Source organism: Shewanella sp. KCT (genome assembly GCF_007636505.1).
In the GTDB taxonomy this organism is placed as follows: domain Bacteria; phylum Pseudomonadota; class Gammaproteobacteria; order Enterobacterales; family Shewanellaceae; genus Shewanella; species Shewanella halotolerans.
On record NZ_LVDJ01000001.1, the window covers coordinates 638,474 to 647,415 of the forward strand.

Here is an 8,942-nt window from a genome sequence, read left to right on the forward strand (position 1 = left end):
CGAATGCCAGATCCAAATAAAGGCATGATCGCCTGGTTTGCCCGCAATAGCGTGGCGGCAAACCTGCTGATGATCATCATCATTATCGGTGGCCTACTCACCGCCAGCACGATACGCAAACAGTTTTTTCCACAAACTGAGACCAACTGGGTCGAGTTCAGTGCCTTCTATCCCGGCGCCGCGCCCCAAGAGGTAGAGGAAGGGATCACCATTAAGGTAGAGGAAGCCCTGGAGCGGGTGCAAGGCCTGAAGCGTGTTATCACCTATTCTAACCGTAACTCCGCATCGGGCTATTTTCGTATCGAAGACTCCTACGACCCTCAGGTGGTCTTAGATGAGATTAAATCTGAGATCGATTCTATCTCGAGTTTCCCCGATGGCATGGAGCGACCAAGGGTTGAGCGCATCAAAAATCGACAGGAGGTGTTTTATATCAGCCTCTATGGCGACCTGCCACCCAAGCAACTCAAAGAGTTCGGCGAGAAGATCCACGATGAGTTGATGCAGCTGCCGTTGGTGAACATTACAGAGTTCTATGGCGGACTGGACTATGAGATGTCCATCGAGGTCAGCAAGGATAAGCTGCGCGAATACAACCTCTCCTTCAACGATGTCGCCAAGGCGGTTCGCGGTTATTCGCGCAACATGTCGGCCGGCCAAATCAAGGCCGAAAACGGTTACATCAGCCTTAGGGTGCAAAACCAAGCCTATGTCGGCTACGAGTTTGAGAATCTGCCACTGATCACCCTAGAAGATGGCACCAAGTTGCTGCTTGGCGATGTAGCCAATGTGGTCGACGGTTTCGAAGAGGGGATTCAATATTCCAAGTTTAACGGTAAGAACTCGGTAACTTTCTTCGTGGGCGCATCAAACGATCAGAGCATGACGGATGTGGCTAAAGTAGTGAACCAATACGTCGAAGATAAACAGGCCTCACTGCCCCAGGGATTGAACCTGGAGACCTGGGTCGATATGACCTATTACTTGCAGGGCCGTCTGGATCTGATGCTCGACAGCATGAAGAGCGGCGCCATCTTGGTGTTTATCATGCTGGCCCTCTTCCTGCGTGTTCGCCTGGCCTTTTGGGTGATGATGGGGCTACCGGTCTGCTTCTTAGGCACTCTGCTGCTGATGCCGACCGCCATGATAGATGTCACCATCAACGTGATCAGCCTATTTGCCTTCATTCTGGTGCTGGGGATAGTGGTCGACGATGCCATCGTCATGGGCGAGAGCGCCCATACCGAGTGCGAAGAGAAAGGCCAGAGCATTGACAATGTGATCCGCGGCGTGAAAAAAGTAGCCATGCCCGCCACCTTCGGCGTGTTGACCACCATTGCCGCCTTCCTGCCCATCACCATGGACGATGGTCCCTCATCTGCCTTCGGTCAGTCTATTGGCTATGTGGTGATCTTGTGTCTGCTATTCTCGCTGGTGGAGTCTAAGCTCATCCTACCGGCGCACTTGGCCAAGATGAAACATAAAACCCAGGTTAAGCCGGGCTCGAAAAATCCCATCAACCTGCTGCGTACCGGGGTGAACTATCTACAGGATAAGGTGGACAATGGATTGCAGTTTGTGATCTATCGCCTGTACAAACCCTCACTGACACTGTCGGTGAAATACAGATACATGATCATTGCCCTGTTCATCTCCTTAATTTTGGTCTGCGCCGGCCTCTATTCCGGCGGGATCCTACGCTACGTGGGACAACCTAAGATCCCCCATGATTTCCCGCGCATCAGCGTTGAGATGAACCTGGACTCATCAGAACAAGCGACCCTGTCTGCCGCATTGGCGATCGAAGCAGCGCTGCATAAGGTCGATGATCAGCTGGAACAGGAGTTTGGCCAACGAATGATCGCCGACATGCAAGTCGATCTTCAAGGCAGAACCCGTGCCCAGGTGATGACCAAGCTAGTGACCCCAGAGCTAAGGCCTATAGATACCTTTGCCCTCGCTGAGCGCTGGCGTTCGGCCATGCCGCAGATCCCAGGGGTGAAGTCCTTCAATATTCAGGATAACCTCTTCGGTGGCGGCCGTGACGATGGCGACATCAGCTTCCGTCTCGAAGGCAAAGACGAGGCTCAACTCATTGCCGCGGCGAAGGCGCTCAAGGCGAAGCTTAACAGCCTGCAGGGTGTTGGCGATGTCAACGACAGCCGCCAGTCCAGCGCCAAAGAGGTGCAATTTAGCCTCAAGCCGCTGGCCAACAGCGTCGGCCTTACCCTTGCCGATGTCGCCTCTCAGGTCAGCGCCAGCTTCTACGGTCTCGAGGCCCAGCGTATTTTACGCAACGGCGAGGAGATCAAGGTGATGCTGCGCTATCCCGAGGAGCAACGTAACTCTATCGCCCATGTGACCGAGGTGATGATCCTCACGCCACAGGGCGCAGAGATCCCGCTCTCCGAGGTCGCGGAGATCCAGGTGACGCAAGGGGTCAGCGGGATCAGACGTGAAAACGGCAACCGCACCATCAATGTATGGGCCTCGGTGGACGCGTCACAGGCTGAGCCATTTAAGCTAGCCCAGGACATTCGCGATAACTTTATCCCCGAGCTGCTGCGTCAATACCCAAGAGTGAAGAGTGAAGTCTCAGGTAACATTCAGGAGCAGATCGACAGCGCCAATACCCAGATGCGTAACTTCATCATCTCGCTGCTGGTGATCTACAGCCTGTTAGCCGTGCCCCTTAAGTCCTATGTGCAGCCCATGATGATCATGTCAGTGATCCCCTTTGGCATCATTGGCTCAGTGCTTGGCCACATGCTACTTGGGATAGACCTAAGCGCCCTCTCCCTCTTTGGCATCATCGCCGCCGCCGGGGTTGTGGTGAACGACTCCTTGGTGATGGTGGATTACATCAACCGTGCCCGACTGGCCGGTATCAGCATGAAGGTTGCCGTGATTGAGGCAGGTTGTCGTCGTTTCAGGGCGATCCTGCTCACCTCACTGACCACCTTTATTGGCCTGGTGCCCATCATGAGCGAAACCAGCATGCAGGCGCAGATGGTGATCCCTATGGCGGTATCGCTCGCCTTCGGCGTACTGTTCGCCACCATAGTGACTCTGGTACTCATTCCATGTCTCTATGTCGCGATCGAAGATACCAAGTCTGCGTTTAGTTGGATATACAACCGAATTACCGGCGTTAAGGTGAACCAGACTGTGATTTCAGAGCAGTAGTCGAATACCACTCGCTGAAACAGAAAAAGCCCGCGTAACAGCGGGCTTTTTTACCATCAAGATCTTCTCCAGCGCCAGAAGGCTTCTGGCAACATTATTCAGATAGCCATTTCATATGAGAAAAGAAACGAAAAATGCCTTCCATATCTGGAAGCCTTTTTTCTTAATGTGGAGGAAAGATAGCCGGACACTCTGTTGAAAGGCATTAGCGTTAGAAACCCGGTTATTGCTCATTTCCTTTATGCTAGATAGCACAAAGCCCGCTTGTTAGCGGCTTTGTTAGTGTAGTGAAGAGATAGCCAGATCTAAACATTAGGAACCCTGGGTTCAAATAATTCCTATTACCAGAATTCAAGTGATCACCAGTCAGAACGAAAAAAGGCTTCCATTTCTGGAAGCCTTTTTTCTTAATGTGGCGGAGAGATAGGGATTTGAACCCTAGACGGGCTATAAACCCGTGCCGGTTTTCAAGACCGGTGCATTCGACCACTCTGCCATCTCTCCGAACGCCGCGAATAATATAGCGCCCTATTTCACTTGTAAAGGGAAAATATAACGAAAAGGCGCATTTGGCGAACTTACGCTCACTTTGTCGAATCTTCCTCCTGATGCAGCGCAATTTTAGCCGGATCTGGGGTAGAGATGGCGCCGAACACGGCTCGCCAGCTATCGTAGCCCCTCACCTGGTAACCGATTAGCACGCCTATGGCGCTGACGACTATCCCAACACCAATCGCCTTCTCGCCGCTACTGGCCCATAACGCCACAAGTGAGGATGCGCCAAAGGCGATACTGATCTGCAGGAAGTTTTGTAATCCCGCCGCCTTGGCCGATGCCTGCTTGAACACCTGCAGCGCCGAGTTAACCACTATGGGATAACAGGCACCATTGGCCGCCGCCATCACAGAGAAGATACTGAGCAGAGGCCAGATAGTGCTCGATGGATAACACAGGGTGACTAGGGCGATACCGGCAACACAAGCGCCGAATAGCAACAACACCCAAGTAAGCGTCACCTCGGCGCCTAAGCGACGAATAAACAACTTGCTCAGATAGCCCCCGAGAATAAACATCACGGTCTGCGGAATAAAACTCAGGCCGATCGCCTTAGCCTCATACCCATGGTGCTCCATCACTATCGGCCAGAGGGTTAGGTAAGAAAAAAATGCCGCGGAGCAGGCGCCAAATATCAGCACGTTGCCTAGAAATCTGGGACTGGACAGCATGGCCAAATAGCTCACGCGCACACTCTTTCGAACTTGTGTGTCTATACAGCCTTGCTGGCTACTTGCATCGTCGGCTTTACTATTGAAGCTTTCCTTGCTATCGACCCAGGCAAGGGTCGCTAGGATAAGCAGCAAGCTTAAGCCGCCCAGGATGAAGAAGATGCAGTGCCACTGCTGCCACTCCAGCAGATAGGCGCCCAGGATAGGCGCTAAGGCCGGCGACAGGGCCACGAGCGGCATGATGTTACTAAATACCTGCTGCGCCTCGCTGGCCTTATAACGATCGATCACTATCGCCTGCCAGATCACCGAGGCGCTACAGGCGCCCAAGGCTTGGAAGAAGCGCGCCACATTAAACATGGCGATAGAGTCGCTATTGGCAATCACCAAACTGGCTGCGCCGAACAGAACAAGACCCAATACCAGACTCAGACGTTTACCTACGGCCTGTACCAAGGGGCCATACAAGAGCTGCCCCAAGGCCAGACCAGCGAGGAAGAAAGTCAGCGAGCTGGCAACCTGAGAGGCACTGGCATCTAAACTTGTTTCAATTGCTTTGAAAGCAGGCAAATACATGTCAGTCGCAATAAAGCCCAACATACTGAGTAGCGCTAGATAGATAAGAAAAGAAAAATTAGCGATTTTATTCATAAAATTAGAAGATTCACTTTAACTAACCAAAGAAGTCGGTGAGTCTATTGACTTGCCAATTGCTTGTGAAACGTTTATTTTTGCTTACAGCCTTCAAATATTCTCACGGCAAATTTAGGAGCAAATTCGAGATGCTTTCAGAACAGTCGATGCAATTAATTGATATGGTGGCCCGAGTCGGCAGTTTTACCGCGGCGGCCAACAAGTTACACAAGGTGCCCTCTGCCGTGAGTTATGCCGTGAAGCAGGTTGAGGAAGATTTGGGGGTCGTGTTGTTTGAGCGCCACCACAGAAGCGTGAGCCTCACCCCGGCAGGCGAACATTTCGTCAAGCAGGTGCGCTCCATGCTTACCCACTTGGCATCGCTAAAGGAAGACACCAAACGTGTGGCCAACGGCTGGCAACCCACACTCTCGATAGCCCTAGATAACATAGTGCGCGCCGACAAGATCAGTAATCTGATCGCCGATTTCTATCGCCATTTCGACAATGTCGAGCTGATCATACGCATCGAGGTCTTTAACGGCGTCTGGGAGGCGATCGCCACTGGCCGCAGCGATATCGCCATCGGTGCCACCACCGCGATTCCAGTAGGCGGTGATTATCGCTTTAAGGATATGGGCGATATCGAATGGACCTTCCTGGTAAGTAGGCATCATCCACTGGCGGCCATAGATAGGCCGCTGCTTGATGATGAGCTACGTAGCTACCCCTCTATCTGCTTGGAAGACACCTCTCGCGAGATCCCAAAACGCATGACTTGGCTGTTAGATAATCAGCGCCGTTTAGTCGTGCCAGACTGGATCCGCGCCATCAACTGTTTCCGCGAAGGCCTGGGCATAGGTTACATGCCCAAGCACTTCGCGACCCCTTTTGTGCAGGCCGGCGCGCTGATAGAGAAAGAGTTGGAGCGTCCCAAGGCACCAAGCCCCTGTTGCCTGGCCTGGAACGACGCCAACATGTCCCCCGCCATGGCCTGGGTGTTGGATTATCTCGGCGATAGCGAAAAACTGCAGCGAGACTGGTTTAACTAAATCTCTTTAAATCAGTCACGTTTAAGTTAGTTATGTTTAGTTACGCGCTCTAAACTGAACGCGTTAAATTTACCTGGCTTAATTAACCACTTATCGAGCAGATGGGCTTTCGCCCTCCCTTTGGCTCGGTTATGATAATAGCCTTGCAAAACAAGTTAAATCCGGTTCATGAAATGGAACTCTTGCGACCGATTTGACTCAAATAAACCATCAAGTTAGTGATAGTCACTGGAGATAAAGATGACGCAAGAAACACTATATGCAAGCCATGCTTCGACACAAGAAGTGAATAAGCTGCTTAAAAATACCTATCTGCTGCTCTCGATGACACTGGGCTTTTCTGCGCTCTGTGCAGGATTGGCAATGGTGTTGCAAATCAGTCCTCTCATGTCTATCGGTCTGTCGATCGGTGGTTTCATTTTGTTGTTTGTCACCCTGAGAAAAGCCGAGTCGGCCGCGGGTCTGTTCTGGGTATTTGCCTTTACCGGAATGGAAGGTGCATCTTTAGGCTACATGCTTAACCATTATGCGGGCATGACCAACGGTCCTCAGCTGATCATGCAGGCCTTAGGCCTAACCGCAGTGGTGTTCGTTACCCTGAGCGGCTATGCCATCACCACTAAGAAAGACTTCTCTTTCATGCGTGGCTTCCTGCTGGCTGGCCTGGTCATTGCCATCGTTGCCGGCATCGCCAACATCTTCATCGGTAGCGGCGCGGTGTTCATGGCCCTCAACGCGGGTATCGCCCTGTTGATGACAGGCTTTATCCTGTTCGACACCAGCCGCATCGTCAATGGCGGTGAGACCAACTACATACGCGCCACCGTGTCACTGTACTTGGACTTCCTCAACCTGTTTATCTCTATTTTGCACCTGCTGGGTGCAGGTAGCGACGATTAAGCAAGCTACGCTTAGAAAGCCCGCCCTCATCGGCGGGCTTTTTTATACCCTTTTCTGTGACTAATTGGCCTTTTACTTGTGGCAAACTGCCAGCGTATCCACCTGGCATTTGGGATCGATTTAAAAAACAGATAGAATAGCGGCTCAAAGCCGAGCGCTTACGGCGCAATATTAAGTTAGGGTTAATGAGTAAGCTCATCATTCAAGTCAATCAGGCTGGTTACGGCCAGGGTAGCAGCTATCAGGCGCTGCAATTTACTAAGGCGGCTATAGATGCCGGCCATGAAGTAGTCAAGGTCTTCTTCTATCAAGACGGCGTATTGTCGACCAATCATCTACAATCGCCCGCCTCCGACGAGTTTGCCCTCTACCAGGCCTGGCGTCAGCTGGGACAGACACATCAGGTACCCTTGGTAAACTGCGTATCGGCGGCGCTGCGTCGTGGCGTTTTATCTGCGGCCGAATCGGCTGAAAACCAGTTGCAGCACTGGAACCTCGAGCCCCCCTTTCAAATGGGCGGCCTAGGCGAACTCGTGACCGGTGTAGAGCAAGCCGATCGCGTGATCTGTTTTTAAACGCCAGATGTTAAGCATTCGCTTTTTGGAAAAATGATGAAAAAGATCACCATTATCTTCAGACATGCCCCCCATGGCAGTGCCAAGGGCCGGGAAGGACTGGATTTTGCACTGCTCAGCGCCAGCTTCGAGCAAGAGGTCAGCCTCATCTTCGTCGATGAAGGCGTACTTAATCTGTTGCCGCTTCAGACTCCTGAAGTAATAGGCGCCAAAGATTTTCTGGCAGCCTTCAAGGCACTCCCTTTGTATGATATCGAGTGCGTCTATGCCTGTCGGCAGAGCCTGGCAGACTATCAACTAGATGAATTAGCCCTGGCCTTCCCGCTGGAGATTAAAACCCCAGCCGAGATAGGTGAGCTGCTAACCCAAGCCGACGAGGTCTTTGTCTACTGATGATACTGCATATCGTTCAATACTCGGCGACTCAAGATAACGCCCTTGCCACCTGCCTACGCTACATTAAGCCCCAAGACACCCTCTTGTTGCTCGGCGATGGCGTAAACGCTCTGCTACTACAAAAATGGCAACATGCCTTGGCAGACACCCAGATCTGTCTGCTTAAGCAAGATCTGGTCGCCAGAGGCTTACAAACTCGCCTAAGCCAATATAAGCAGCTTAGTCAGGCTGAATTTGTCCACTACACATTAACTCACGCTAAGGTGATCACTTGGTAAATTTTATTATGTATGGCGATAGTCAGATCCCCACGGATCCCCAGGGCTATTTGAAAAATGTCAGTGACTGGAATGAAGAACTGGCAGTACTTATCGCCACCGAAGAAGAGATAACCCTAACGCCAGCGCATTGGGAAGTGGTGCATTTCGTACGCGATTTCTACATGGAATTTAAGACAAGCCCGGCCATCCGGGTGCTGGTCAAGGCGATCGGCCAGAAACTCGGCGCCGAAAAGGGTAATTCCAAGTATCTCTATACCCTATTCCCCCTCGGCCCGGCGAAACAGGCCACTAAGATCGCTGGGCTACCTAAGCCTGCCAAGTGTATCTAATCTTTAAGTCGTTATTACCATCTAATTGATTATATTTAAATAGTAAAAATCCACCTGCATAGCAGGTGGCTTTGCTTTTGAGGCACCCTATAAGGGTGCCTTTGGATGTTATGAAAGCTCAAGTTGTTGCTGACGTTCTGCATCTTCTTTAGCTTTTCTATCCTGATGCTTTACGTATCTTCTAATTATCTCTTCGTTGGCACCAACTGAATCTACAAAATATCCTCTCTGCCAGAAATGGTTACCCCATAACTTCTTCTTTCGTAAGTATGGAAATTTATTAAATAACCTTATCGCCGTACGACCTTTCAAAGTCCCCATTAGCTCTGAAACACTCAAGCTTGGAGGAGTTCTTACCACAAGA

Annotated in this window: 9 protein-coding genes and 1 tRNA gene; 7 read left to right on the forward strand and 3 right to left on the reverse strand. The window is 51.3% G+C overall.

The features are described 5' to 3' along the window. Positions 1 to 3 precede the first annotated feature (3 nt). A complete protein-coding gene (locus AYI87_RS02805) occupies positions 4 to 3,186 on the forward strand; it encodes an efflux RND transporter permease subunit (RefSeq protein ID WP_144199367.1) in 3,183 nt (1,060 codons plus the stop codon). Positions 3,187 to 3,599: 413 nt separating this feature from the next. Here the strand turns inward: AYI87_RS02805 and AYI87_RS02810 are convergent. Continuing rightward, positions 3,600 to 3,690 (reverse strand) — tRNA-Ser (locus AYI87_RS02810). Between the two features lie 80 nt (positions 3,691 to 3,770). Next, complete coding sequence (gene punC, locus AYI87_RS02815; RefSeq protein ID WP_144199369.1) at positions 3,771 to 5,063, reverse strand: purine nucleoside transporter PunC; 1,293 nt, start codon at positions 5,061 to 5,063, stop codon at positions 3,771 to 3,773. Between the two features lie 131 nt (positions 5,064 to 5,194). Between punC and punR the strand changes: the two genes are divergently transcribed. From punR to AYI87_RS02845, 6 genes are all read left to right on the forward strand, one after another. Next, on the forward strand, positions 5,195 to 6,097 hold the full coding sequence (gene punR, locus AYI87_RS02820) for a DNA-binding transcriptional activator PunR (RefSeq protein WP_144199371.1): 903 nt from the start codon (positions 5,195 to 5,197) through the stop codon (positions 6,095 to 6,097). A gap of 240 nt (positions 6,098 to 6,337) precedes the next feature. Then, positions 6,338 to 6,997 carry a Bax inhibitor-1/YccA family protein gene (locus tag AYI87_RS02825; protein ID WP_144199373.1) on the forward strand — a complete coding sequence of 220 codons (660 nt, stop codon included), beginning with the start codon at positions 6,338 to 6,340 and terminating at the stop codon, positions 6,995 to 6,997. A gap of 185 nt (positions 6,998 to 7,182) precedes the next feature. Next, a complete protein-coding gene (gene tusD / locus AYI87_RS02830; protein ID WP_144199375.1) occupies positions 7,183 to 7,572 on the forward strand; it encodes a sulfurtransferase complex subunit TusD in 390 nt (129 codons plus the stop codon). Between the two features lie 36 nt (positions 7,573 to 7,608). Further along, positions 7,609 to 7,965, forward strand: a complete 357-nt coding sequence (gene tusC / locus AYI87_RS02835) for a sulfurtransferase complex subunit TusC (protein ID WP_144199377.1) — start codon at positions 7,609 to 7,611, stop codon at positions 7,963 to 7,965. Next, on the forward strand, positions 7,965 to 8,246 hold the full coding sequence (gene tusB, locus AYI87_RS02840; RefSeq protein ID WP_144199379.1) for a sulfurtransferase complex subunit TusB: 282 nt from the start codon (positions 7,965 to 7,967) through the stop codon (positions 8,244 to 8,246). The genes tusC and tusB overlap by 1 nt, the downstream gene beginning before the upstream one ends. 8 nt (positions 8,247 to 8,254) lie before the next feature. Next, the gene (locus AYI87_RS02845; RefSeq protein ID WP_144199425.1) at positions 8,255 to 8,578 is read left to right on the forward strand and encodes a TusE/DsrC/DsvC family sulfur relay protein; all 324 of its coding nucleotides are present in this window, start codon (positions 8,255 to 8,257) and stop codon (positions 8,576 to 8,578) included. A gap of 108 nt (positions 8,579 to 8,686) precedes the next feature. Here AYI87_RS02845 and tnpA read toward each other — a convergent pair. Further along, a partial coding sequence (tnpA, locus tag AYI87_RS02850) for an IS200/IS605 family transposase (protein WP_144199381.1) occupies positions 8,687 to 8,942 on the reverse strand: 256 nt, incomplete at its 5' end.

Bases quoted from the DNA above. Each gene is read 5' to 3' on its own strand.
- AYI87_RS02805 (WP_144199367.1), top strand. From the start codon at position 4: ATGCCAGATCCAAATAAAGGCATGATCGCCTGGTTTGCCCGCAATAGC.
- punC (WP_144199369.1), bottom strand. From the start codon at position 5,063: ATGAATAAAATCGCTAATTTTTCTTTTCTTATCTATCTAGCGCTACTC.
- punR (WP_144199371.1), top strand. From the start codon at position 5,195: ATGCTTTCAGAACAGTCGATGCAATTAATTGATATGGTGGCCCGAGTC.
- AYI87_RS02825 (WP_144199373.1), top strand. From the start codon at position 6,338: ATGACGCAAGAAACACTATATGCAAGCCATGCTTCGACACAAGAAGTG.
- tusD (WP_144199375.1), top strand. From the start codon at position 7,183: ATGAGTAAGCTCATCATTCAAGTCAATCAGGCTGGTTACGGCCAGGGT.
- tusC (WP_144199377.1), top strand. From the start codon at position 7,609: ATGAAAAAGATCACCATTATCTTCAGACATGCCCCCCATGGCAGTGCC.
- tusB (WP_144199379.1), top strand. From the start codon at position 7,965: ATGATACTGCATATCGTTCAATACTCGGCGACTCAAGATAACGCCCTT.
- AYI87_RS02845 (WP_144199425.1), top strand. From the start codon at position 8,255: ATGTATGGCGATAGTCAGATCCCCACGGATCCCCAGGGCTATTTGAAA.